Genomic DNA, 22,096 nt, shown 5'->3' with positions numbered 1-22,096 from the left:
GATGACATTTACCGATCTGTTCGTGCGCCGGCCGGTGCTGGCGCTGGTGGTCAGCACCCTGATTCTGCTGTTCGGCGCGCTGGCGCTCAGCAAACTGCCGATCCGCCAATACCCGCTGCTGGAAAACTCTACCATCACCATCAGCACCGACTATCCCGGCGCGTCGTCCGAGCTGATGCAGGGCTTTGTTACGCAGCCGATCGCCCAGGCAGTGTCCTCCGTCGAGGGCGTTGACTACCTTTCTTCCTCCTCGGTGCAGGGGCGCAGCGTGGTGACGGTGCGCATGGCGCTGAACCGCGACTCCACCCAGGCGCTGACCGAAGTGATGGCCAAGGTCAACCAGGTGCGCTATAAGCTGCCGGAACAGGCTTACGATCCGGTGATTGAGCGCTCAGCCGGTGAAGCCACCGCTGTGGCCTATGTCGGTTTTTCCAGTAAAACGCTGTCCACGCCGGCGCTGAGCGAATACCTGACGCGGGTGGTGGAACCGATGTTCACCACCATCGACGGCGTCGCCAAGGTTGAAGTGTTCGGCGGGCAAAAAATGGCGATGCGCCTGTGGCTGGACAGCGATCGGCTGGCCGGCCGCGGTCTGACCGCTGCCGATGTGGCCGATGCGGTGCGGCGCAACAACTACCAGGCGGCGCCGGGCAAGGTGAAAGGGCAGTATGTGGTTGCCAACGTGCGGGTGAATACCGATCTCACCAGCGTAGAGGAGTTTCGCAATCTGGTGGTGCGCAACGACGGCAACGGTCTGGTGCGCCTGAAAGACGTCGGCACCGTGGAGCTGGGCGCCGCAGCCACGGAAACCAGCGCCTTGATGGATGGCGAACCGGCGGTGTTCCTCGGCGTCTTCCCTACGCCGACCGGCAACCCGCTGGTGATCGTCGACGGCATTCGCCACCTGATGCCGGCGATCGACAAGATGCAGCCGCCGGGCGTGAAGATGGCGCTGGCGTTCGAAACCGCGCGCTTTATTCAGGCCTCGATCGATGAAGTGGTGCATACCCTGCTCGAAGCGCTGGCGATCGTTGTGGCGGTGATCTACCTGTGTCTGGGGTCGCTGCGCACCGTGTTGATCCCGGTGGTGACCATTCCGCTGTCGATACTTGGCGCTGCCGGGCTGATGTTGGCCTTTGGCTTCAGCGTCAATTTGCTGACGCTGCTGGCGATGGTCCTGGCGATCGGTTTGGTGGTGGACGACGCCATCGTGGTGGTGGAGAACGTGCATCGCCATATCGAAGAGGGGAAAACGCCGCTGGCGGCGGCGATGATCGGCGCACGCGAGGTGGCCGGGCCAGTGATCGCCATGACTCTGACGCTGGCCGCGGTCTATGCGCCGATCGGCCTGATGGGCGGGCTGACCGGCGCGTTGTTTCGCGAATTCGCACTGACGCTGGCCGGGGCGGTAGTGGTGTCCGGCGTGGTGGCGCTGACGCTGTCGCCGGTGATGAGCTCGCTCCTGCTGCCGGCCAAACAGAGCGAAGGGCGCGTGGCGCACGCCGCCGAGTGGTTCTTCGGCGGCCTGACGCGGCGCTATGCGCGCGCGCTGGATTTCTCGCTGCACCACCGTTGGGTGACCGGCACGCTGGCGTTGCTGGTGATGATCAGTCTGCCGCTATTGTACCTGATGCCGCAGCGCGAGCTGGCGCCGACCGAGGATCAGGCCATTGTACTGACCGCCATCAAGGCGCCGCAGCACGCCAACCTGAACTATGTCGAACGCTTTGCCTACAAGCTGGATGAGGTTTACAACCGCATGCCGGAAACCGAAAGCCGCTGGATCATCAACGGCAGCGACGGCACGGCGTCCGGTATCGGCGGCATCAACCTGACGCTGTGGCAGGCGCGCCAGCGCTCGGCGTCGGCGGTGCAGGCCGATCTGCAACGGGCGGTGAACGATGTTGAAGGCACCAGCATTTTCGCCTTCCAGCTGCCCGCCTTGCCAGGCTCCACCGGGGGGCTGCCGGTGCAAATGGTGCTGCGTACGCCGCAGGACTACCCGCAGCTGTACCGCACCCTGGAGGAGGTGAAGCAGAACGCCAGAAACAGCGGCCTGTTTATGGTGGTGGACAGCGATTTGGACTACAACAACCCGCTGGCGGAGGTGCGCATCGATCGCGCCAAGGCCAACAGTCTGGGGATACGCATGAGCGACATCGGTGAATCGTTGGCGGTGCTGGTGGGAGAGAACTACCTCAACCGCTTCGGCATGGACGGGCGCGCTTATGACGTCATCCCGCAAAGCCTGCGCGAACAACGGCTGACGCCGCAGGCGCTGGCGCGGCAATATGTCCGCACCCAGGACAATACGCTGGTGCCGCTCTCCACCGTGGTATCGGTGGCCGTTAAGGTCGAACCGAACAAGCTGACCCAGTTCAACCAGCAGAACGCCGCCACCCTGCAGGCCATTCCCGCGCCCGGCGTTTCGATGGGCGAAGCGGTGGCTTTCCTCGAACGGCAGGCCAATGCGCTGCCGGCCGAATTTAGCCACGACTGGCAGGGGGATTCGCGCCAATACACCCAAGAGGGCAGCGCGCTGGCGTTCGCGTTCCTGGCGGCCTTGGTGATCATTTACCTGGTGCTGGCGGCGCAGTACGAGAGCCTGAAAGATCCGCTGATTATCCTCATCACCGTGCCGCTGTCGATCTGCGGCGCCTTGCTGCCGCTGGCGCTGGGTTACGCCACGATGAATATCTACACCCAGGTCGGGCTGGTGACCCTGATCGGGCTCATCAGCAAGCACGGCATTCTGATGGTGGAGTTCGCCAATGAGCTGCAGATGCATCAGGGGCTGACGCGGCGCGGCGCGATTTTGCAGGCGGCGCAAATTCGTCTGCGGCCGGTGCTGATGACCACCGGGGCGATGGTGTTCGGTTTGATCCCGCTGCTGTTCGCCAGCGGCGCCGGGGCTGCCAGCCGCTTCGGCCTGGGGCTGGTGATCGTCTCCGGCATGCTGGTGGGCACGCTGTTTACCCTGTTTGTGTTGCCGACGGTGTATACGCTGTTGGCGCGCGATCACGCGGTAGCCTCACCCCGTCAGCGTGAGTTGGCCGCCGCGCAAAAGGCGCTGACGGAATAATCCGCCGGCGCCCGCGTGAAAAATAAACCCGCTTCGGCGGGTTTTTTCGTCAGTTTTTGCAGCCCATCAACTCCGGCAGGACGCCGGGTTTGCTCTTCAGCGAAGCCTGCACGTCGTCCGGCAGACCGGCCCAGATGATCAGGCCGGTGCGTTTCTCGATCTCGTCCACCGTCACGCGGAATTGGCAGAAATCGGCGCCCTTCGGCGTGTTCTGATCGAACAGGAAAGCGGCATAGTGGTTCACCGCCGGGCTGTTGTTGATGAAAATCACCTTCCAGTAGGCGCTGGGGATGGTGTGCGCTTTCTGGGTGCCCGGCAGTTTGCCCATATCGCGTTCATACAGCGGCCCGGTCACGGTATAGACCGAGGAGATATCGGCGCGATCGATCAGCTTGCGTTCCTGATCTTCCAGCCGCGCCCAGGCGCCCTGGTTAAGATCGGACTTTTGCGGCGTGATGTTGGACAGGTAATTCAGCGATTCCCAGTCGGAGACGCCCGCCAGCGAGGCCAGCGGCGCCTGATGACCGCGATCGACCTTCAGCGCCGCGTTGGCGCCAGTGTAATCGGCGGGCGCCAACGTGTCCGCCGGGTTGAGCGCCGGATCGGTTTTCCAGTTGCGCGTCTTGCCGCTGGCCGGTGTGTCTTTGGTGATGTGATAAGCCACCCAGTTGGCGAACTTGGTGGTGCTGTTGTTGTTCAACGTATAAGCATGACGCACGATAGACACGTTGCTGCTGCCGCCGGTCGGGCAGCCGACCGCGCAGTTGTCGATGGATTCGAGCGTGTCGGCCGACGCCTGTGCGGCGAACAGCAGGGCGACTAGGGCCAACATCTTGTTGTTAAAGCGCATATTCATATCCTCAATAAGTTAAAAAAGTACTGTATATATTTACAGTAAATTAAACTTATCGCAGTGAAACGAATACAACAATGCAACATATTCATGTTGTGAATGTGTCAGTCATGGTACAGCCACGCCGCACGTGAAATGCGGCGGAAATAAAAACGGCGTCCAACAGACGCCGTTTCAAAGGGGGGATTATTCCAGCAGGTCGTTGACCGTGCGGCGAACGTAATGCGTCATCTGCGCCAGATCGTCCGGTGATACCGGGCCGCCGCCGGCGCGCACCACCTGCTGTTCGATCTGGGCGATTTCCTGCTCGACCTTGTTGGCGATCTGCACTTTGACTATCTTGTCCACCGAAGACAGCAGCACCTTCAAGACGACTTTCAGCGCGATGTTTTCGCAGAACGAGTCGTAGTGATGAACCGGCGGCGGCGGGGCCGGAGCCGGCTCGGGCGCGCGCGGAGCCAGAGCCTTGAAGCAGTCTACATTTTCAATAATAAGATCCATGTCTCTTATTAGTTCATCAAAATCTTTAGACACTGACTTATTCCCTTCGCTGTGCGCAAAAAACAGAACGCCCGTCCTCAGGCTGAAAGCGGATGAGCGACGGGCAGAACGAATTCGGGCCTGGCCTTCAGACGCTGAATGGCCGGGGGAGGGGCATTCTAACCTTGCGGCGGGTCGGCAACAAGATGGGGCCATGCGAATGCGCGGCCCTTTGGATCACGAGGCTGGAGGGCGCTTAACTTTTCAGCTTGGCGGTGATTTTGGCCACGTGTTCGCCCTGATAACGGGCAATGGTCAGCTCTTCGTTGCTCGGCTGCCGCGAGCCGTCGGCGCCGGCGATGGTGGTGGCGCCATACGGGGTGCCGCCGCGCACCTGTGAAACGTCAAACAGCTCCTGCGTCGCATAGCCGATCGGCACGATGATGAAACCGTGGTGCGCCAGCGTGGTCCAGGTCGAACTGATGGTCTGTTCCTGGCCACCGCCGGTGCCGGTGGAGGAGAAGACGCTGCCTACCTTGCCGTACAGCGCGCCGGAAGCCCACAGGCCGCCGGTCTGATCGAGGAAGGTGCGCATTTGCCCGGCCATATTGCCGAAGCGGGTCGGCGTACCGAAGATGATGCCGTCATAGTCCGCCAGCTCTTGCGGGGTGGCGACCGGCGCCTGTTGATGTTGTTTGCCCCCGGCCTTGGCGAAGGCCTCCGGCGTCATGGTTTCCGGCACGCGTTTAATCGTCACGTCCACGTTATCGACCCGATTCGCCCCTTCGGCCACCGCCTGCGCCAGGCGTTCGATGTGGCCGTACATTGAGTAATAAAGCACCAACAGTTTCGTCATGTTCCGTACTCCCGCTCAGATGATTAACAAAAACCCCTGATAAGCATAGAAGCGAATGGCGAACTTGGCGTTACGGCGTTACTTGATGCCGGCGATCGCCAGCAGGGCGCCAAAGGCGATCAGCAGCCCGCCAAAGGTGCGGTCGATGCCGCGGCGCAAACGCAAAAAGCGCGCATTGACGCCCGGTGCGGAAAATAGCAGCGCGACGGCGGCAAACCAGAAGATATGGACGGCGGCGATAAAAAGACCATAGCCGATTTGCACGCCGAGCGGGGTGTGCGGAGAAACCACCTGCATGAACAGGCTGACGATGAAGATGGTGGTTTTCGGGTTTAACGCGTTGGTGAAAAAACCGGTTTTCAAGGCGGCGAAATCGCTGATGGCGGCCGGCGCTGTGCTGGGGGCTGCGTCATGATGCGCCGCGTTGCGCAGCAGCGTAACGCCGAGGTAGATCAGGTAGGCGGCGCCGATGGCTTTAAGCAGGTTAAACAACCAGGGCGACTGTTGAATCAACACGCCGACGCCAATCAGCGTATAGCTGACATGGACCAGCACCCCGGCGCCGATGCCGCAGGCGGTCAAGACGCCGGCGCGGCGCGAAAGCAACAGGCTATTGCGCGAAACCATGGCGAAGTCCGGCCCCGGGCTTATCACGGCGAGTAAAGTAATGGTGACGACAGCGATGAGTTCAGTCATAGTTATCCTTGCGGTGTTTATCAATAGAGTGACTGATTTATAAGAGTAATTTTTCTCGGTGACAAACGATGAATAGTGACAATATCGGTGAGAAAAACTCACGCAAAACCGGCAGGCCGTTGCCGTTGGGCGGGCTGCGCTGCTTCGAGGCCGCCGCGCGATTGGAAAGTTTTACGCAGGCCGCGCTGGGGCTGAATTTGACGCATGGCGCCGTCAGCCGGGCGGTACGGGCGCTGGAAGAGGAACTGGGCGTGGCGTTGTTTGAGCGCCGCCATCGGCGGGTACTGCTCACGGCGGCGGGCCGCAAGCTGTTTCAGGCGACGCAGCAGGCCTTCGGCATTCTGGATCATACCGCGCTGGAACTGCGTCAGCAGGCGCTCGACGCGCCGCTGGTCTTGTCCTGCGAACCGACCTTATTGATGCGTTGGCTGATCCCGCGTCTGCCGGCTTTTCAGCAGGCGCACCCGGATATCAACTTACAACTGGTGGCCGGTGGCGGGCCGTTTTCGTTCCATGACGGCATTACGGCGGCGATCAGGCGCAATGACTTCGATTGGGGAAAGCAGGTGCATAGCCTGGCGCTGTTCAGTGAAAAGGTTGGGCCGGTGTGCCAACCCGAGGCATTGGCAAGGATGACGAGCGCCGAGGGCAGCCTGCGGAGTTTGCGGCCCGGCACTAAACTGCTGCATTCTGCCACCCGGCCGGATGCCTGGCGGCACTGGGCGCAGCAGCAGGGGATGACGTTGGCAGGGCATTCGGAGCAGCGCTTTGATCATTTCTATTTCAGCCTGCAGGCGGCGGTCGCCGGTCTTGGTATCGCGATCGGCCCGTGGTTGCAAGTGCGAGACGATCTGGCCGCCGGTTTGTTGAGTGCGCCGTTCGGTTTTACGCCCGACGGCAGCGGCTATTACCTGCTGTCGCCGCAGGCGATCGTGCCGGGCAGCGCCTTGGCCCGGCTGGCCGAGTGGCTAACGCTCACGGCAGACGCCTGAGTTTTTGCGCCAGCCGCTGTTCCTGCCAGCGGCTGAAGACGTTGCGCAGCAGCAGAGTGCGCACCGCCCGCATGACCAGCGCGAGGCTCATGCCGCCGATCGCCCACAGCGACCAGAGATAGTGCGGGTGGGTAAACCAATTGATGGCGAACAACATCACGCCAATCACGGCGAAACGCACCGCCATGCTCAGCAGTTTGCCTTCTGCCACGACCTGGCGACGAAGGCGCTGTTCGTCAGGCGCCTCCTCCTCTATTGTCTGTTGCGGCTGTGCGTTGAGATCGCGGACCTGCACGCCCAGCGCGGCGGCGATCGCGGTCAAGGTTTCCAGGCTGGCCTGTTCGCCGTTTTCAATCCGCTGTACGGTGCGGGTGCTGAGGCCGGCGATGGTCGCCAACTGTTCCTGCGACCAGCCTTTCTCCAGACGTAACGGCCTGATGCGGTACTTTTGCATGATGCACTCCCGAGTTCGCTGTCACTGTCATCCAGTGTAGGAGGCGCGGGGTGGCGGCGCCACGACAGCGGCACGACAGCGACACGACATCCGCCGCCGGCGCGGGCCGGCGGGCAGTCAGAAGGCGACGTTGCGGATAAAGCGCAGCGGGAGGTCGCCGTGGTTGGCGTAAGCGTAACGTTGATCGCTGTTGAAGGTTTGCGCGGCGCCGGCGCTGAGCGTCAGCGTGCCTTGTTCCAGTTCCAATGTCAGGGTGCCGGCAATCACGTAGATCATTTCACTCCAGCCTTCGGCGTCCGGCGCCGAGTCATAGCGCTCACCCGGCATCAGCGTCCATTCCCACAGCTCGGCCCGTTGGCGCGCCGGCACGCTGGCGGCGAACAGCGCCTGGCTGCCCGGCTGTGCGCCTTGCCAGGCCAACTCGCCCACCAGATGGCTGCCGCGAGCCTCCGGCGCCTGAATCAGATCGGTAAAGGAAATCGCCAGGGCGGCGGCGATCTTGTCGAGTACCGCCAGGCTGACGTTGCGATCGCCGGCCTCGATGCCCGCCAGCATGCGGCGGCTGACGCCGGAAAGCTCGGCCAGCGCCATCTGGCTCAGGCCCGCCTGTTGGCGGTAGCCGCGCAGATTGCTGCTCAGGTACTGCAGCACTTTGGGGGGATCGGTTTTCGCGTTATGCGCCGTATTGCTCATCGCCGGACTTTATCTCATACTGGCAGGATCTGTGCATTATATTGCACTCAGCAGGAAGGGCAAGCCGGTGTCAGCAGCAAAAAAATCCTTTATTTCCGCCGTGGTTCCGCAGATCAGGCTGCCGGAAGCGGTGTTGATTTTCATCACGATGATCTGGGGCGGCACCTTTTTGGCGGTGCATCACGCGATGCAAGTCAGCGGGCCGTTCTTTTTTGTCGGCCTGCGTTTCGCCACCGCCACGCTGGCGTTGACGTTGTTTTCGCTGCGCGTGCTGCGCGGCCTGACCCTGTATGAACTGAAGGCGGGCGTCCTGATCGGACTGGCGATCATGTTCGGCTACAGCATGCAAACTGTCGGTCTGCAGACGATTAGCAGCAGCCAATCGGCGTTCATCACCGCCATGTACGTGCCGATCGTGCCGCTGTTGCAATGGCTGGTGCTGGGGCGCTTCCCCGGCATCATGTCGTGGATCGGCATTCTGCTGGCCTTTACCGGCCTGATGCTGCTGGCGGCGCCGAGCAGCACCGACATGACGCTGAGCCTCGGCGAAATGCTGACGCTGGCCGGCACGCTGGGCATGGCGGCAGAGATCATCCTCATCGGCGCTTTCGCCGGCAAGGTGAATATCCGCCGCGTGACCATAGTACAGCTGGCGACCGCCTCGCTGGCCTCGTTTTTGATGATGGTGCCGACCGGCGAGTCGCCGCCGCCGTATTCGGATTACCTGCTGTACAGCGCCATAGGGCTGGGGCTGGCCAGCGCGTTGATTCAACTGACCATGAACTGGGCGCAGCGCAGCGTTTCACCCACGCGCGCTACGGTGATCTACGCCGGTGAACCGGTCTGGGCGGGCATCGTCGGGCGGCTCGCCGGTGAGCGTTTACCGGGCGTGGCGTTATTGGGGGGCGCGTTGATCGTGATTGGGGTGGTGGTCAGCGAGCTGCGCGTGCGGCGCAAGGATAAAGCGGCGGTGGCGACGGAAGCGGATTAGCGCAGAGGCGTAAAAAGAAAGGGGCGGAGAGATCCGCCCCTTTTTGCATCACGCGGTTTTCTTCTTGCGCAGGAACACGTAAGAGAGGCCGAGCACGATGAACCACAGCGGGGTGACGATCAACGCCTGGCGGGTGTCTTCGCGCAGCGACAGCAGCACCAGCACGAACACGAAGAACGCCATGCACACCCAGCACATCAGTTTGCCGGCAGGCATCTTGTAGATCGATTTCTGGTGCAGCGCCGGGCGCCGTTTACGGTAGACCAGGTACGAGCACAGGATGATGGTCCAGACGAACATGAACAGAATCGCCGATACGGTGGTCACCAGAGTGAAGACCGTCATCACGTTCGGGATCAGGTAAATCAACACCACGCCGCCCAGCAGGCAGATGCAGGAGAAGGTGAGGCCGTTGGCCGGCACCGCGCGCTTGGACAGGTTAGCGAACGATTTCGGCGCGTCGCCTTCCTGCGCCAGCCCGAACAGCATGCGGCTGGTGGAGAACACGCCGCTGTTGGCGGAAGAGGCGGCGGAGGTCAGCACCACGAAGTTGATTACGCTGGCCGCGGCCGGCAGGCCGATCAGCACGAACAGCTCAACGAACGGGCTCTTGTCAGGCACCACGGAGTTCCACGGCGTTACCGACATGATGACGATCAGGGCGAACACGTAGAACATGATGATGCGGATCGGAATCGAGTTGATGGCGCGCGGCAGCGACTTCTCCGGATCCTTGGTTTCCGCGGCGGTGGTGCCCACCAGCTCAATGCCGACGAAGGCGAATACCGCGATCTGGAAGCCGGCGAAGAAGCCGCTGATGCCTTTCGGGAACATGCCGCCGTCATTCCACAGATGGGTGAATGAGGCCACGGTGCCGGTCGGCGACTGGAACTGCATGGCGATCATCACCAGCCCGGCGACAATCAGCCCGACGATGGCGACGATTTTAATCATCGCAAACCAAAACTCCATTTCGCCGAACATTTTCACCGTCGCCAGATTAAGGCCGAGCAGCAACAGCACGCACAGCAGTGAAGCGATCCACTGCGACAGCTCGGGGAACCAGAACTGGGCGTAGGCGGTGATCGCCACGACGTCGGCGATGCCGGTGACCACCCAGCAGAACCAGTAGGTCCAGCCGGTGAAGAAACCGGCCCACGGGCCGAGCAGATCCGCGGCGAAATCGCTGAACGATTTGTATTCCAGATTGGACAGCAGCAGCTCGCCCATGGCGCGCATCACGAAGAACAGCATAAAGCCGATGATCATGTACACGAAGATGATCGAAGGGCCGGCCAGGCTGATGGTTTTACCGGAGCCCATAAACAGACCGGTGCCGATGGCGCCGCCGATGGCGATCAGTTGAATATGTCGGTTAGTGAGGTTTCGCCGTAGATGATCTTCTGAAGCGGGCGTCGCGTCAGTCGCTATTTTAGAGTGATCTACCATCTGATGATGTCCTGTTTTACCTGTCATTAGTGAAGTCGTGAGCTCTGAAGTGGCTCTTTTTTATACATTTATCCGGTTGATCCGGCTTTAGTAAGGTAGTGCAATAACGCCACCTTTGTGCAACATGTTTACAACATTTATACGTGGGATAAAAGTCGATCAATCTTTACACGGAGGAGGCAAATCGGACGTTCAGGGAGCGGAAGATTACTCTTCAAAAGATGGGATTAACAGACCTTATGCGGCTTATCTCGTTGATTAAACAAAGGGTTGTAAAATTCGCATGAGAAAAAGTAATGAGTGGAAGCGTTTGACAGCAGCACTGACGAGGAGGGCAACTTACCGCGTTGGGTCGTTAGCTCAGTCGGTAGAGCAGTTGACGCTTAATCAATGGGGCACAGGTTCGAACCCTGTACCACCCACCAACCAAATCAGCGTGTTACGCTCAGGCTTTTCTCTGCTTGTTCCCTCGTTGCGCCGTTTTAAGCGCGCTTTTTGCAAAAAAATTCGCATTTTTCGACTGATGTTCAGAAAGGTGATCTGGCGCAAACTGCGGTGTCGCACTGCAGTTTATACGGCAAGAGAGGCTGTGCGCTGGCGCAATGTCGGCGCAGGGGAGAGCCATTTGCCCAAGAATCTTTCAGGTCATGAAGCGGGGGAATAAATGCGCCGCCGACATCAAAAGCAGCGCCCAGACGCCGGCCGAGAGCGCGGCGGTGGCATAGACGCGCCGCGCCGGCAGTTGCAGCATGCCGGCCATCAGCGGCACGGTGTAACGCATCACCGCCAGAAAACGTGAGGCGAACAGCAGCGGTAGTCCGCGCTTTTGCAAGGAACGTTGCGCTTTGCGCAGCGGGGCGTGAAAGCGTGCCGGCAGTCGGCGGCCAAGAACGCGGCCGTGCAGCCGTGCGCCACAGTGGAAAGACAGGATCGAGCCCAACGCGGCGCCGAGGGCGATGGCCGCCCAAACCGCGCCGAAGGGCAGCGCGTGCTTGCCTGCAACGATGCCCATCAGCAGCGTCACCGAGGCGGGCGGCAGGGCGGAAGACACCACGATCACGGATTTTCCCAGCGCGAACAGGAAAATCAGCAGCAGCAACATCCCCGGTTCCGGACTGTATTTGGCGATAATGTGCGTCAATTCATCCATTTAACACCTGCGGGCGAGAGGGCTGAGTGCCAGTGTCCCATCCGCAGGTTCAATAAGGGTTAAATAACGCGCCGCTATCCGGCAATCTCCGCGTCTTGCTTGCTCACGTCGGCGCGCCGGTTTCTGAGCGCCCACAACAGCGTGGCGCACAGCAGCGAAAAGGCGGCCAGCACCAATGGCCCGGCATGCGGGCTGTGAAAACGCTGTTCCGCCTCCGTGCGGATCAGCGGGGCTAAAAAGCTGAATGCGGCGCCGAGCGTGGTGCAAAAACCGATGCCGGCCGCCAGCGCCGGGCCGGTGAGCACCTGAGCGGGAAACGTCCAGAAAATCGGCTGCACCGCCAGGAAACTGACTGCGCAGCAGCTCAGGGCGACGATGGCGAGCAGAGGGCCGGCATAGGAAGACACCACCAACCCCAGCGCTGCGGCGACCATGCACCCGACGGCGATCGGTAATCTTCTGGCGGTGTTTCTGTCGGCATAGCGCGGCAGGAAATAGACGCCCAGCGCGGAGAACGCCCAGGGGATGGCGGCCACCAGCGAGGCCTTGAAGCCGAGATGGGTGCCCATCAGCGAAGCGACCTGCGACGGCAGGAAAAACATCAGGCCGTATACGCCAATCTGCAGGGTGCCGTAGATCAACGCCAGATGCCAAACGGTGCCGCTGCTCATCGCCGCTTTGACGCTGCTGGTTTCGGTCTGCTGCTGTTCATCGGCCAATTGTGCCACCAGCGCCGTGCGTTCTTCCTCGGTCAGAAAGCGGGCCTGCCGTGGGTTATCGTCGAGATAGAAAAAGGCGAAGACGCCGAGGGCGACGGCCGGCAGCCCTTCCAGCACGAACATCCAGAACCAACCGGGTTTACCCAACACGCCGTGCATCTCCAGCAATGCCCCCGACAGCGGTGAGCCGAGCGTCAGGGCCGCCGGCACGCCAAGCACGAAAATGCCAATAACCGAGGCGCGCACCTTATTGGGAAAATAGATCGACGCCAGCAGCAGGATGCCGGGGTAAAAGCCGGCTTCGGCGATCCCCAGCAGAAAGCGCAGAACGATAAATTGCTGTTCATTGGTCACCAGCCCGGTGCAGGCCGACAGCGCCCCCCACAGCGCGGTGGTGGCGCTGAGCCAGCGTTTGGCCCCCCAGCGGTTCATCAGCAGGTTGGCCGGGATGCCAAACAGCGCATAGGCGGCAAAAAATATTCCGGCGCCCAGTGCAAAGGCGGATTGCGACAGCGCGATATCGATGGCCATCGCGTCCTTGGCAAAGCCGACGTTAACCCTATCGATAAACGCGATGAAGTACATGGCGAACATCAAGGGCACCAGTCTGCGCCAGGTTTTGCGAATGGCGGCGTTGAGCGCAGGAACGGCATAGGTGGCGTGATTCACTGGCGGTAACCTCTCTTCTGAGAATGACAAGCGTCGGTCATAAGGACCGTCCTGGCGCCGTTGCCCTCAACACGACGGTAACAGCGGACTTTCTTCGCGAGCCTTAAAGGTCTAATGGTCAGGCCTTTAAGGGTGAAAAAAATGCCGCATATCGGGTCGGCAGGTTGATGCAGACATCACCATGGTGAATGGTGTGTTGCTTTTTTGTTAATCAGACGTTCACACAGGGCCAGGGCGCGTTCAAGCGCTTTGATCGAGATCTGTGTGCGCTATCACCGAATTGGCAACCCGGCGATAGACCTGGAGTATGGCGCTTTCATCTCGGGAGTGAGGACGATAAGGTGAGGCACGGCAAAACAGAATGCAGGAGCGCAACATGCTGAAGGTCATCGCTGAAGATTTTATCCACCCGGAACACATTGACACCGTTATGCCGTGGTATCGCGAGCTGGTGGAGAAAACCCGTCAAGAGCCGCTGAACATCAGTTATGAACTGTGCATCGACCAGCAGGATCCCGGGCATTTTATTTTTATCGAAAGCTGGCCGGATCGCGCCGCCCTGGACGTGCATTGTCAGACCGAGCATTTCACCCGGCTGGTGCCGCAGATCAATCAGTATCAACGCAAGCCTTGCACCTTCCTGTTTATGGAGGCATTTCCTGAAACAGGTGATAAATAGGCGAAAAAATCCCCGCAGGGGGCGGGGTTAATGGCTTCTCAACACTATCTTGATCTTGTTGTGATTAAAAAATAGGCTGATAATGATTTTCATTCTCTAAGAATGCTCTTAAATTAATCAATCTGGTGAATGATTCACCGCCTGCTTTTCGCTGGCGGTTTTAATGGCGCGCAACATACGGCGCCGTATCAACCCGCTCACCAGGCGAATAGCATACCAATAGGGGGTAAACCGCCGCCGGCTGGCGTCGTCGGGGCAGAAGATGCGCGTTTCCGTCACCAGACGACAACGCCCGCCCTCGGGGGGACTCACAACATAACCCAGCGCCAGTTTGGCGACGCCGGGCTGAGCGAAGGCCAGAAAGCCCGCCCCGTCAGCGACCTGCTCCAGACCGTATTCAGCCTGCCAAAAGCGGCCGATCAGGCCATAGACCAACGCGCTGTCATCCTGCTCAAGCAGGCAAAAGTTATGCAGGCCAAACGGCGGCGGGGTGGGCGTTCGGCGCGGCATCAGCCGCGCAGGCAATTCGCGCAGCGCTATCATGCTGCGGAAGAAACGATCGTGCTTGGGATCGTAGGCGGCCACGGCCGTCAGGATCCGCGCCTGCGGCGCGGCGATGGCGATCGCATGCCGTTCCGAGAACTGGTATTGCCCAAGGTATTTATTCAGCAACGTCATGCCTTGCATTCTCCCGCCATTCACTTTGCAGCAGGGCGAAACCGAATTCGTCGCCCCATGCGCCTTTGAAAAACACGTTTTGCCGCCAATAGGCCTCGCGCCGAAAACCCAGTTTGCCGAACAGCGTGGCGGCGGCAAGATTACGCGCGTCCACCACCGCAGTAATACGGTGCTTCGCCAGCGGCCCGAACAGCAGAGCGATGACGGCGTTCAGCGCCTCGCGCGCCAGCCCTTGACGCTGGTGGCTGGGCGCGAAGGTCACGCCCAGTTCAGCCTGGCGCCCCTCATCGAAGAAATGCACCGCGATATCGCCGAGCAACGCGCCGTCCTCGCGGCGTTCGACCGCCAGTTGAAACCAGCTGTCGTCACGGTTGAATTCGAGCCGCCGTTGCTGTGCGAAAAAGGCCTGTGCCTCGGCGACGCTGTAGTCGCTCCAGCTTTGATAGCGCGCCACGTCAGGGTGGCTGCGGTAGGCGGTAAAGTGCGGCAGATCGTCGGCGGTGAACGGGCGCAGGATCAGTCTGGGGGTCAGCAAAGGCAAGTGGCGCATTGTTTTTCCTTATCAGCGCATTAGGGCTACCGGCAGTGTAGCCCAGCGCCGAGAGGCGGGCTGCGTAAAATGAGCGGTGGAGGACAAACGGGAAATGCCGGTTCAGGCGAACCGGCAGGGGCATTATCGGCGGGCGGCGGCCTGACGCAGGCGCTCGACCGGGCCTTGTTGAAAATCGAATGAGGGGGCTTCTTGCCGTGCCAGCCCCTGGCGCACAATGGCCTTAACCGCCTGGCTGGCGGCAAGATCTTTTCCGGCGATCTGTTCGGCGATGCGCAGCGCCTCTTCCCGGGCCGCCCCCTCGCTGATGCGAGAAATGGCGCCGTGTGACAACGCCTCCTGTGCGCCGACGGTTCTGCCTGTCAGCAGCCAGTCGAGCGCGACATAGGGAGAAATACGCGCCGGCAAGCGCGCGCACCCGCCTTGTGCGGCGACTAACCCGAGCCCGGTTTCGGGGAAGCTGAAGCGCGCGTTCTGGCCGGCGACGATCAGATCGCACGCCAGCGCCAGCTCAAATCCGCCCCCGAACGCGATGCCGTCAACGGCGGCGATGATCACCTTGGCGATCTGTGCATGGATCAGCCCGCCAAACCCCTCCGGCGTGACGATGGGCAGTTCACCCTGATGAAAGGCGTTGATATCCATGCCGGCGGAAAATACCGCCGGTTGACCAGCCAGGACGATCGCTCGCACCGAGTCATCGTTATCCGCCTGCCGCAGGTAAGTGCGGATCAGCTCGGCCATCTGCAGGTTGATGGCGTTTTTTTTCTCCGGCCGATTGAGGGTGATGACCGCAACCTGCGCGCCATAACGTTCGTAAAGCACCGGCGGTGATTCACTCATCGCTGGCCTCCCCGCGGAAAAAGATCAGCGTCAGCAGCAGGGCGATGGCGCCGAGCGGCAGCGAAAACAGCGGCAGGTAATAGGCCGGCAGCGCGTAGAGCGCCAGGCCGCCCAGCATGCCGCCCGCCGCGATGCCGGCGTACAGTACCGAGCTGTTGAGCGATACGGTCAGCGCGCCAAAGCGTTTCGATAGCGACAACAGGTGATGCTGGATCGGCACCAGATACATCCAGCCGGTGATGCCCCAGACCAGAAAGATGGCCAGCACCCACCAGGGGGAAGTGACATAGAAGGCCAGCAGAAACAGGGACAGCGTCTGGATCGCCACGGAAAACAGCAGCACGAACTTGCTGCCGAGGGCATCGGTTAACGCGCCGGAGGAAAAATTGCCGATCACCGCGCCAATGCCGAACACCAGCAGCGCGAGGGGCAGGATCGCCTGCGGGCCGAACTGGGTGTTTTTCAGCAACACGCTGACGTAGCTATAGACGATGTGTTCCGAGCAAACGGCAAAAAAGGTGATCAGCAGCGTGGTCAGCACCGCCTTTTGTCTCAGCGGGGCGAGCCGCTCTTTCAGCGAATGCTTGCCCGGAGGCGCAATGGCCCGCAGCGCCAGCGACAGGCCCAGCAGCGCAATCGCCCCCAGCAGGGCGATGAACAGGAAGATTTCACGCCAGCCGATCAGTTTGGCGAGAAAGGTGCCGAACGGAATACCGAGCGCAATAGCCAACGTCATGCCCCCATAGACGATGGAAATGGCCAGGCCGCGGCGTTTTTCCGCCACCAGCCCCACCGCGGCGGCGGCGGCCTGCGGCGTGTAACAGGCCGCCCCCAATGCCGCCAGCACTCTGCCGAACGAGATCTGCAGGTAGCTGGTGGCCCAGGCGCAGGCCAGGTTGCCGGCGATGAACAGCACCAGCGCCAACTGCAGGATATGCTTGCGGTTGACGTTGCCCAGCAGCCAGGCGGTGAGGGGGGCGAACAGCATATAAGCCAGCGCGAATACCGATATCAATTGCCCCGCTTGCGCGGGGCTGACGGCAAAGGTATCGGAAATGTCGCTGAGCACGCCGGCGACGATAAAGGCGTCGGTGCCGATGGCGAAGGTACCGGTCGCCATCAGACAGAGCGTGATCAGATGGCCGTTATAATCCGCTAACTTCATCCCGCCCTCCGCAGATCGTTCGCCGCCCAGACTCGCCCCAGCGCCGCCAGGAAGGTCTCCACGTCGGCATGGGAGTGCGCCGAGGTCGGCGTCACCCGCAGCCGCTCGCTGCCTGCGGGCACCGTCGGGGCATTGACCGGTTGCACGTAAATATCGTGCTCATCGAGCAGCACTTTACTGATGTGTTTGTTGCGGTGCGGATCGCCGACCAGCAGCGGCAGGATATGGCTGTCTGCCGACACCAGCGGGATGCCGGCGGCGCGCAGGCCGGTTTTCAGGTGATCGACGATCGCCAGCAGGTGTTTGCGTTGGGTGTCATGCTCGAGGTTGTATTTAAAACTGGCCAGCGCGGCGGCCACCACCGGCGCCGGCGACGAGGTGCTGAAGACGAATGCCGGAGCCCAACTGCGCACGGCCTCCACCACCGAGCGGGGCGCGGCGATATAGCCGCCCGCCGCACCGTAAGATTTGCCGAACCCGCCCTGAATAATGGTGATTTTATCCAGCAGGCCCAGTTGTTCGGCGTAGCCCAGCCCCCGTTCGCCATAGACGCCGGCGGAGTGGATCTCGTCGAGATAGGTCAGCGCCTGATACTGCTCCGCCAGCGCCACGATCTGCGCCAGGGGGGCGAAGTCACCGTCCATGGAATACAGCGACTCGAAAGCGATCAGCTTTGGCCGCGCCGGATCGGCGGCCTGCAGCAGCTCGGCGAGGTGCGCCACGTCGTTATGGCGGAAGATTTTTTTCTCCGCCTTGCTGTAGCGTATCCCGTAAATCATCGAGGCGTGATTCAGCTCGTCGGAGAACACGATCAGATCGGGAATGGCGTCGCACAGGGTGGACAAGGTGGCGTCGTTGGCGCCGAAACCGGTGGTGAACAGCAGCGCCGACTCTTTGCCGTAGGCGCTGGCCAGCAGCGTTTCCAGCTCGCTGTGGTAGACCGAGGTGCCGGAAATGCTGCGGGCGCCGCAGGTGCCCAGCCCGACCCGGTTAACCGCATCGGTGGTGGCCAGCAGCACTTTGGGGTGGTGGCTCATCGCCAGATAGTCGTTCGAGCACCAGACGTTGAGACGGCGCTCACCGTGATGGCCGTGGCTGGTGGCCCAGGGTTTGTCCTGCACGCCGCGTTCAAGGTTGAGGAACTCGCGAAAACGCCCCTGTTTTTTGGTTTCCGCCAGCTTTTCTTCAAGAATGTTCAGTACGCTCATCGTATGTTCCTTGTGTTAAACGGCTTTAAGGTTTAATGACAGCCCCTGACCGACGCCGACGCACATCGTCACCAATGCGTTGTTCGCCTGTTGGTCGCGTAATTCCAGCGCCGCCGACAGCACCAGGCGCGCGCCGGACATCCCCAGCGGATGACCGAGTGCGATGGCGCCGCCGTTCGGATTGACGCGCGCGTCGTTGGCGCCGATACGCCAGTGTTTCAGCGCCGCCAGAACCTGTGAGGCGAACGCTTCGTTAATCTCGATGATGTCGAAATCGTTCAAGGTGAAGCCGCCGCGCTGCAGCAAGCGCTCGGTGGAGGCGATCGGCCCCAGCCCCATCAGCGCCGGTTCAACGCCGGCGGCCGCGCTGTCGCCGATCTCCGCCAGCGGTTGCCACCCCTGGCGTTTCACGTAGCGGCCGGAGGCTAATAGCAGCGCGGCGGCGCCGTCGTTGATGCCGGAAGCGTTGCCTGCGGTGACCGAACCGCCGACGGAGAACGCCGGTTTCAGCGCCTGCAGCTGTTGCAGCGTGCTGAGCCGGGGGAATTCGTCCTGCGCGAATGTGCGGGTAGTTTTACGATCCGCCGGCACGTCCACGGGCGTGATTTCCCGCGCCAGCCGGCCGCTGTCGATCGCCCGGCGGGCTTTTTGCTGCGAGCCCAGCGCGAACAGATCCTGTTCCTCGCGCGAGATACCCTGCTGTTGGGCCACGTTTTCCGCCGTGATGCCCAGCGGATCGCTGCCGTAGCGCTGCGCCAGCCGCGGGTTAACAAAGCGCCACCCCAATGTGGTGTCGTACAGCTTTACCCCCTTGTCGAACGGCGTTTCGCCTTTGCTCAGCACATAGGGCGCGCGGCTCATGCTTTCCACACCGCCGGCCAGAATCAGTTCGCTGAGGCCGCTGCGGATTTTCGCCGCGGCGTAGATCACCGCATCCAACCCGGAGGCGCAAAGGCGGTTGAGGGTGATGGCCGGCACCGACGGATCCAACCCGGAAAGCAGCGTCGCCATGCGGGCGACGTTGCGGTTGTCTTCGCCGGACTGGTTGGCACAGCCCAGAACCACTTCGTCCAGATCTGCTTCCGCCGCGGGATGGCGCTGCAGCAGGCCGCGAATGATCGTCGCCGCCATGTCGTCGGGACGGGTATGCGCCAGGCTGCCGCCATAGGCGCCGATCGCCGTGCGCGTGCCGTCGATCAGATAAACGCCGTCATCGTTAATGCTCATCATGGATCCTTAAGGCGTGGTCGTCAGCGCCGGTTGCGCGGCGTGCAGAAGGGTGTAATGCGGCGCATAGCGCGCCGCGTGCAGCAGCTGAGCCAGATTGCTCAGTGTTGTCCTGACGTTTTTCTCCCCCAGTTTGCCGAGCCAGTCGAAAATGCCGCCGGCGTAGTTAACGCCCGCGACGGCGGCGACATCGATGTCTTCCCGGCTGCAGACGCCGCTTTCCACCATGATCACCGACTCATTGATCAGGCTGCTGAGGACGCGGGCGACGATAAGCGCCGGAGAGTCCTTGATAAATTCAACCTGCGGGATTGCCGTGTGCAGCAGGCGTAAAAACAGCGCCTTATTGGCCGCAGAGGCGTGGCGGCTGTGCGCCGCCGCCAGATACGTCGTGTCGGCGTAGTTCAGGGCGACATCGACCACAAAGGCATCTGCTGCCGTCTGCTCGGCCAGTTGGCTCGCCGTGCGGCCATCGGTGATGCTGACGGTGAAAGCGTCATTGATCTGGACGGCCGACCCCAGCCCCGGTAATGCCGGCCGTTGTTCCACGCGCAGCTGTGGCCACTGAAGCGCGGCTCGCTGCTGTAACAGGGTAAAAAAAGGGTGCTCGCCGTAAACGCGCAGCGTCTCGACGTCTGCATTGCTGGCGGCCGTCACCGGCGGGGCGGTTTCTTCGGCGGCAAAATAGGAGCGGCCGTTCTTTTTCCCCAACAGACCGGCATCGACCAGTGAACGCTGCAGATGACCGGGGGTATAGCGCGGGTCGTATTGCATGTCCTGCCAGATTTGCCGACTGACCTGATAGTTGATGTCTTGGCCGATAAAATCGGTCAGCTCGAGCGGCCCCATGCGGAAGCGCCCGCCGGCCTTGAGAGCGCGGTCGATCTGCGCCGCGCGCGCCACGTGTTCTTCCAACAGGCGGAACCCTTCCAGGTAGTAGGGGCGGGCCATGCGATTGACGATGAACCCCGGCGTGGCCTGGCAGACGACATCGTGTTTCCCCAACGCCGCCACCAGTTGGCGGCAGCGTTCGGTGGTGGCGTGCGCGGTAAAGTAGGCCGGAATGATTTCAATCAGCTTCATCAGCGGCGCGGGGTTGAAAAAATGCAAACCGATAAAGCGTTCGCTGTGCGTCACCGCAGTAGCCAGCTTGTTAAGCGACAGTGAGGAGGTATTGGTGGCGATCAGCGTGTCGGGCTTGACCACCGCGGCGATGGCCGCCAGCACCTCAAGTTTGGTTTGTTCTTGCTCGGCGATGGTTTCTATCACCAGCTCGCTGTCGGCGATGGCCTCAAACACTGAAGTGAACATCAGATTGGCCAGCACCGCGCCTTTATCCTGCAGCGCGATCTTGCCCTGTTCGACTTTCTTGTTCAGGTCTTGCGCGATATATTCGCGAGCCTGATTGAGGGTATTGCCGTTGCGATTATAAAGCACCGTGCGAATGCCTTTTTGCGCGAAAAGATAAGCGATGCCTCTGCCCATCGTTCCCGCGCCGATAATCGCAGCCGATTGAATTGCCGCATTACTTTCTGCCATAGAAAATCCCCGTCACTGTATGCCATGCGAAATTCGCAAATGCTTATTATCTCTTTGGATTTACGGCGGCACTGGGTGCCTGTCTGGAAAGTAATTGGTGGTGTCCTGGCTGTCTAACGGTAGAAATGACAGGTTTACGTGCCGAGGAGAGTATGCTATTCGCGTAGTTTTCCTGTTCGGCGCAATAAAAAGGCTTATTTTAAGGGGAATAGCTTTTTTCGTTATAGCGTTGGTATTTTTTATTATATGAAACGGCTACTGGCGCCGGGCGGCGATATTCTATAGTGAACCTGACCTATCGATAAATCGACATCGCTATCTGGAGAACCTGCGTTATGGATACCCGCACTCAACGGCTCATGGCGGAGGTAATTGGCAGCCTGGCCGATCGCGAATGCTTTCTGACGCAACTGGGACCCTGCGCCGAGGCGTTGGGGTTTGATTATTTCTCTTACATCGTGTTTTCCTGTTATCCGGCCAGCAGCCCCAAGATGCTGATCGAAGGGAATATTTCAACGAACTATCTCGAAGATTATCGGCGGCAGCGGGTGTATTTGCAGGATCCGGTTATTGAGCGTGCTCACCATTCCACGCTGCAGTTCCAGTGGGACGAAAGCTTTTATCATGAGCGGCCGACGCTTTGGCGGCGTATGGCGCAATTCGGCCTGTGCGCCGGTTGGTCGCAGTCGGTCAAGGATTGCTATGGCAGGTTGGGGATCCTGACGTTTGCCGGTAAAGCGCTACCCGAGCAAACGCCGCAAGTGCGTGCGGCAAATGAAACTTTTTTCCTTTGGCTGGCGCAAACCGCCCATAAAACGCTGCGGGAGGCCTTGATATCGGTGAATGATGACGCGATAAAAGATGTGCTGACGCTGCGCGAAAAAGACATTTTACGCTGGTGCAGCGAAGGAAAAACGGCGGAAGAGATCGCGTTGTTGATGGGGGTGAGCGAGCGCACGGTCAATTTCCACATTGGCAACTCGATTAAAAAACTTTCTGTCGCCAATAAGACCGCCGCTACCGCCAAAGCGGTTTATTTACAGCTGATTTAATCTCGAGTAATAAATAATTAAGCGCCTATCCGTTATCGGTGTAATGTTTATATTTTGTTAAATTAAAAACT

General features: G+C 60.6%; 21 protein-coding genes and 1 tRNA gene. 6 read left to right on the top strand and 16 right to left on the bottom strand.

Translation table 11 applies throughout. The annotated features are described in order from the left end of the window. The first annotated feature begins 1 nt into the window (after position 1). Positions 2-3,082, top strand: a complete 3,081-nt coding sequence (locus CRO23_RS15375) for a MexW/MexI family multidrug efflux RND transporter permease subunit (RefSeq protein ID WP_049300490.1) — start codon at positions 2-4, stop codon at positions 3,080-3,082. A gap of 49 nt (positions 3,083-3,131) precedes the next feature. Here the strand turns inward: CRO23_RS15375 and CRO23_RS15370 are convergent, their stop codons facing one another. From CRO23_RS15370 to CRO23_RS15355, 4 genes are all read right to left on the bottom strand, one after another. Beyond that, a complete protein-coding gene (locus tag CRO23_RS15370; RefSeq protein WP_060387549.1) occupies positions 3,132-3,932 on the bottom strand; it encodes a DNA/RNA non-specific endonuclease in 801 nt (266 codons plus the stop codon). A gap of 189 nt (positions 3,933-4,121) precedes the next feature. Beyond that, positions 4,122-4,436: a hypothetical protein gene (locus tag CRO23_RS15365; protein WP_097102392.1), complete on the bottom strand. Its 315-nt coding sequence runs from the start codon at positions 4,434-4,436 to the stop codon at positions 4,122-4,124. A gap of 235 nt (positions 4,437-4,671) precedes the next feature. Beyond that, positions 4,672-5,271, bottom strand: a complete 600-nt coding sequence (gene wrbA / locus CRO23_RS15360; protein WP_004928045.1) for an NAD(P)H:quinone oxidoreductase — start codon at positions 5,269-5,271, stop codon at positions 4,672-4,674. A gap of 78 nt (positions 5,272-5,349) precedes the next feature. Beyond that, on the bottom strand, positions 5,350-5,967 hold the full coding sequence (locus CRO23_RS15355) for a LysE family translocator (RefSeq protein WP_033640782.1): 618 nt from the start codon (positions 5,965-5,967) through the stop codon (positions 5,350-5,352). Between the two features lie 68 nt (positions 5,968-6,035). Here CRO23_RS15355 and CRO23_RS15350 point away from each other — a divergent pair, with 68 nt between their 5' ends. Then, a complete protein-coding gene (locus CRO23_RS15350; RefSeq protein ID WP_097102391.1) occupies positions 6,036-6,959 on the top strand; it encodes a LysR family transcriptional regulator in 924 nt (307 codons plus the stop codon). Here CRO23_RS15350 and CRO23_RS15345 read toward each other — a convergent pair. Together CRO23_RS15345 and CRO23_RS15340 are read right to left on the bottom strand one after the other, a co-directional pair. Continuing rightward, entirely contained in the window at positions 6,943-7,413 is a 471-nt protein-coding gene (locus CRO23_RS15345) for a helix-turn-helix domain-containing protein (protein ID WP_097102389.1), read from the bottom strand. The two genes, CRO23_RS15350 and CRO23_RS15345, sit on opposite strands and share 17 nt — an antisense overlap. A 117-nt stretch (positions 7,414-7,530) precedes the next feature. Continuing rightward, positions 7,531-8,106 carry a helix-turn-helix domain-containing protein gene (locus CRO23_RS15340; RefSeq protein ID WP_015377381.1) on the bottom strand — a complete coding sequence of 192 codons (576 nt, stop codon included), beginning with the start codon at positions 8,104-8,106 and terminating at the stop codon, positions 7,531-7,533. Positions 8,107-8,173: 67 nt separating this feature from the next. Here CRO23_RS15340 and CRO23_RS15335 point away from each other — a divergent pair, with 67 nt between their 5' ends. Further along, entirely contained in the window at positions 8,174-9,097 is a 924-nt protein-coding gene (locus tag CRO23_RS15335) for a DMT family transporter (protein WP_016928266.1), read from the top strand. Positions 9,098-9,145: 48 nt separating this feature from the next. On the opposite strand, the gene cycA is transcribed toward CRO23_RS15335, so the two are convergent. Beyond that, a complete protein-coding gene (cycA, locus tag CRO23_RS15330) occupies positions 9,146-10,546 on the bottom strand; it encodes a D-serine/D-alanine/glycine transporter (protein ID WP_028128006.1) in 1,401 nt (466 codons plus the stop codon). A 349-nt stretch (positions 10,547-10,895) separates the two neighbouring features. Here cycA and CRO23_RS15325 point away from each other — a divergent pair. Then, a tRNA-Lys gene (locus tag CRO23_RS15325) sits at positions 10,896-10,971 on the top strand. A 215-nt stretch (positions 10,972-11,186) separates the two neighbouring features. Here the strand turns inward: CRO23_RS15325 and CRO23_RS15320 are convergent. Both CRO23_RS15320 and CRO23_RS15315 read right to left on the bottom strand, forming a co-directional pair. Next, entirely contained in the window at positions 11,187-11,696 is a 510-nt protein-coding gene (locus tag CRO23_RS15320) for a DedA family protein (RefSeq protein WP_097102387.1), read from the bottom strand. A 74-nt stretch (positions 11,697-11,770) separates the two neighbouring features. Beyond that, positions 11,771-13,009 (bottom strand): MFS transporter, encoded by a 1,239-nt coding sequence (locus CRO23_RS15315; RefSeq protein WP_250648469.1) that lies wholly within the window; start codon positions 13,007-13,009, stop codon positions 11,771-11,773. A gap of 451 nt (positions 13,010-13,460) precedes the next feature. Between CRO23_RS15315 and CRO23_RS15310 the strand changes: the two genes are divergently transcribed. Further along, on the top strand, positions 13,461-13,763 hold the full coding sequence (locus CRO23_RS15310) for a putative quinol monooxygenase (RefSeq protein WP_028128007.1): 303 nt from the start codon (positions 13,461-13,463) through the stop codon (positions 13,761-13,763). A 117-nt stretch (positions 13,764-13,880) separates the two neighbouring features. Here CRO23_RS15310 and CRO23_RS15305 read toward each other — a convergent pair whose 3' ends face one another. From CRO23_RS15305 to CRO23_RS15275, 7 genes are all read right to left on the bottom strand, one after another. Next, on the bottom strand, positions 13,881-14,441 hold the full coding sequence (locus CRO23_RS15305; RefSeq protein WP_028128008.1) for a hypothetical protein: 561 nt from the start codon (positions 14,439-14,441) through the stop codon (positions 13,881-13,883). Beyond that, positions 14,425-14,991 carry a GNAT family N-acetyltransferase gene (locus CRO23_RS15300; RefSeq protein WP_016928260.1) on the bottom strand — a complete coding sequence of 189 codons (567 nt, stop codon included), beginning with the start codon at positions 14,989-14,991 and terminating at the stop codon, positions 14,425-14,427. Before CRO23_RS15300 ends, CRO23_RS15305 begins: the two co-directional genes overlap by 17 nt. A gap of 123 nt (positions 14,992-15,114) precedes the next feature. Further along, on the bottom strand, positions 15,115-15,834 hold the full coding sequence (locus tag CRO23_RS15295) for an enoyl-CoA hydratase-related protein (RefSeq protein WP_016928259.1): 720 nt from the start codon (positions 15,832-15,834) through the stop codon (positions 15,115-15,117). Continuing rightward, positions 15,827-16,999: an MFS transporter gene (locus CRO23_RS15290; protein ID WP_097102385.1), complete on the bottom strand. Its 1,173-nt coding sequence runs from the start codon at positions 16,997-16,999 to the stop codon at positions 15,827-15,829. The genes CRO23_RS15295 and CRO23_RS15290 overlap by 8 nt, the downstream gene beginning before the upstream one ends. Next, the gene (gene hemA / locus CRO23_RS15285) at positions 16,996-18,207 is read right to left on the bottom strand and encodes a 5-aminolevulinate synthase (RefSeq protein WP_015377390.1); all 1,212 of its coding nucleotides are present in this window, start codon (positions 18,205-18,207) and stop codon (positions 16,996-16,998) included. The genes CRO23_RS15290 and hemA overlap by 4 nt, the downstream gene beginning before the upstream one ends. 15 nt (positions 18,208-18,222) lie before the next feature. Next, positions 18,223-19,434: an acetyl-CoA C-acyltransferase gene (locus tag CRO23_RS15280; protein ID WP_016928258.1), complete on the bottom strand. Its 1,212-nt coding sequence runs from the start codon at positions 19,432-19,434 to the stop codon at positions 18,223-18,225. Between the two features lie 9 nt (positions 19,435-19,443). Further along, positions 19,444-20,973, bottom strand: coding sequence for a 3-hydroxyacyl-CoA dehydrogenase NAD-binding domain-containing protein (locus CRO23_RS15275; RefSeq protein WP_028128009.1), 1,530 nt, complete (start codon positions 20,971-20,973; stop codon positions 19,444-19,446). Positions 20,974-21,308: 335 nt separating this feature from the next. Between CRO23_RS15275 and CRO23_RS15270 the strand changes: the two genes are divergently transcribed. After that, positions 21,309-22,025, top strand: coding sequence for a LuxR family transcriptional regulator (locus CRO23_RS15270; RefSeq protein WP_028128010.1), 717 nt, complete (start codon positions 21,309-21,311; stop codon positions 22,023-22,025). The last annotated feature ends 71 nt before the right edge of the window (positions 22,026-22,096 follow it).

The organism is Serratia sp. JKS296 (assembly GCF_900215445.1).
Lineage (GTDB): Bacteria > Pseudomonadota > Gammaproteobacteria > Enterobacterales > Enterobacteriaceae > Serratia > Serratia marcescens.
Note: the sequence above shows the minus strand (reverse complement) of the source record. Positions and strands in the feature narration are given on the sequence as shown.

What these genes read in the sequence shown, in the direction of transcription:
- CRO23_RS15375 (WP_049300490.1), top strand. Translation starts at nt 2, where the DNA reads ATGACATTTACCGATCTGTTCGTGCGCCGGCCGGTGCTGGCGCTGGTG.
- CRO23_RS15370 (WP_060387549.1), bottom strand. Translation starts at nt 3,932, where the DNA reads ATGCGCTTTAACAACAAGATGTTGGCCCTAGTCGCCCTGCTGTTCGCC.
- CRO23_RS15365 (WP_097102392.1), bottom strand. Translation starts at nt 4,436, where the DNA reads ATGGATCTTATTATTGAAAATGTAGACTGCTTCAAGGCTCTGGCTCCG.
- wrbA (WP_004928045.1), bottom strand. Translation starts at nt 5,271, where the DNA reads ATGACGAAACTGTTGGTGCTTTATTACTCAATGTACGGCCACATCGAA.
- CRO23_RS15355 (WP_033640782.1), bottom strand. Translation starts at nt 5,967, where the DNA reads ATGACTGAACTCATCGCTGTCGTCACCATTACTTTACTCGCCGTGATA.
- CRO23_RS15350 (WP_097102391.1), top strand. Translation starts at nt 6,036, where the DNA reads ATGAATAGTGACAATATCGGTGAGAAAAACTCACGCAAAACCGGCAGG.
- CRO23_RS15345 (WP_097102389.1), bottom strand. Translation starts at nt 7,413, where the DNA reads ATGCAAAAGTACCGCATCAGGCCGTTACGTCTGGAGAAAGGCTGGTCG.
- CRO23_RS15340 (WP_015377381.1), bottom strand. Translation starts at nt 8,106, where the DNA reads ATGAGCAATACGGCGCATAACGCGAAAACCGATCCCCCCAAAGTGCTG.
- cycA (WP_028128006.1), bottom strand. Translation starts at nt 10,546, where the DNA reads ATGGTAGATCACTCTAAAATAGCGACTGACGCGACGCCCGCTTCAGAA.
- CRO23_RS15320 (WP_097102387.1), bottom strand. Translation starts at nt 11,696, where the DNA reads ATGGATGAATTGACGCACATTATCGCCAAATACAGTCCGGAACCGGGG.
- CRO23_RS15315 (WP_250648469.1), bottom strand. Translation starts at nt 13,009, where the DNA reads ATGTTCGCCATGTACTTCATCGCGTTTATCGATAGGGTTAACGTCGGC.
- CRO23_RS15310 (WP_028128007.1), top strand. Translation starts at nt 13,461, where the DNA reads ATGCTGAAGGTCATCGCTGAAGATTTTATCCACCCGGAACACATTGAC.
- CRO23_RS15305 (WP_028128008.1), bottom strand. Translation starts at nt 14,441, where the DNA reads ATGACGTTGCTGAATAAATACCTTGGGCAATACCAGTTCTCGGAACGG.
- CRO23_RS15300 (WP_016928260.1), bottom strand. Translation starts at nt 14,991, where the DNA reads ATGCGCCACTTGCCTTTGCTGACCCCCAGACTGATCCTGCGCCCGTTC.
- CRO23_RS15295 (WP_016928259.1), bottom strand. Translation starts at nt 15,834, where the DNA reads ATGAGTGAATCACCGCCGGTGCTTTACGAACGTTATGGCGCGCAGGTT.
- CRO23_RS15290 (WP_097102385.1), bottom strand. Translation starts at nt 16,999, where the DNA reads ATGAAGTTAGCGGATTATAACGGCCATCTGATCACGCTCTGTCTGATG.
- hemA (WP_015377390.1), bottom strand. Translation starts at nt 18,207, where the DNA reads ATGAGCGTACTGAACATTCTTGAAGAAAAGCTGGCGGAAACCAAAAAA.
- CRO23_RS15280 (WP_016928258.1), bottom strand. Translation starts at nt 19,434, where the DNA reads ATGAGCATTAACGATGACGGCGTTTATCTGATCGACGGCACGCGCACG.
- CRO23_RS15275 (WP_028128009.1), bottom strand. Translation starts at nt 20,973, where the DNA reads ATGGCAGAAAGTAATGCGGCAATTCAATCGGCTGCGATTATCGGCGCG.
- CRO23_RS15270 (WP_028128010.1), top strand. Translation starts at nt 21,309, where the DNA reads ATGGATACCCGCACTCAACGGCTCATGGCGGAGGTAATTGGCAGCCTG.